At 40.8% G+C, this 802-nt stretch carries 1 protein-coding gene; it reads right to left on the bottom strand.

The window, feature by feature from the left end; all coding sequences use genetic code 11:
* Positions 1–606: hypothetical protein (locus J1785_RS26565; protein WP_238483008.1), on the bottom strand; the 606-nt coding region annotated here is incomplete at its 3' end.
* Positions 607–802: the final 196 nt, after the last annotated feature.

The raw sequence follows: 802 nt of genomic DNA, 5'->3' as shown, positions 1-802 counted from the left end.
ATCCTGGAGTTTGTAACGCCGGCTCCATTTTTCGTAATCGGTATCTCCACCAAAGAATCTCAATGAGGTTTTCTCGAACATGTGATTTATAAAAATCCTCGGAAAGAAATCCGTTTTTATATGAAGATCACCCCTGGATTCCTTCGCTTTACCGGTACCATAACCATCGCTAAATCCATAATCATCAAAATCGAAGATATAATTAGTAGCGAAAACCTCTTTTCCCTTTACCAGGGGATTGCCATCAGCGATCTTAAAACTGACTTTAATGGAATTAAGCTGCCACAAGCATGGCCCGCCGCCATCAATGGCGATATGTGTCCGCCAGATATTGCTGCTTCCTTGCTGACCGAATGGCTTCTCGAAATCGTTATAACCGGGAATATCATGAGGCTCATTACTCGAGTTATAACGCACTGTTTTACACTTATCTGAACGGTAAAGAACTTCCATTGGTAAAAGCACGGTATCTGCCGGAAGCGTGAAGACCACGTCGACCCACTTTGCGTTCTGAGGTGGAGACAAAGTGCGGTCGGGAGTGTTATCACAGCCATAAAGCAGCACGATAAAGGATATAACCGCATAATTCTTATTTAGAAAATTCAACTTCTTCCTCCTTGAGTATGTGAAACGAAAGAATCCCTTTCTATTTCATCGATAGCAGCTTTTCATAATCAGGTTTTGTATACAAAGCTTTTTGCTTACTACTATCAGGATAAGTCACAATTATATTTCCTGGAGATTTATTTGGTCCCTCAAGTATAACTACTCGATTAAAATGTACGACAGGGTTTATAACGAT

Source organism: Rahnella perminowiae (assembly GCF_019049755.1).
Classification (GTDB): domain Bacteria; phylum Pseudomonadota; class Gammaproteobacteria; order Enterobacterales; family Enterobacteriaceae; genus Rahnella; species Rahnella perminowiae.
This window is presented reverse-complemented; position numbering and strand designations above follow the sequence as displayed.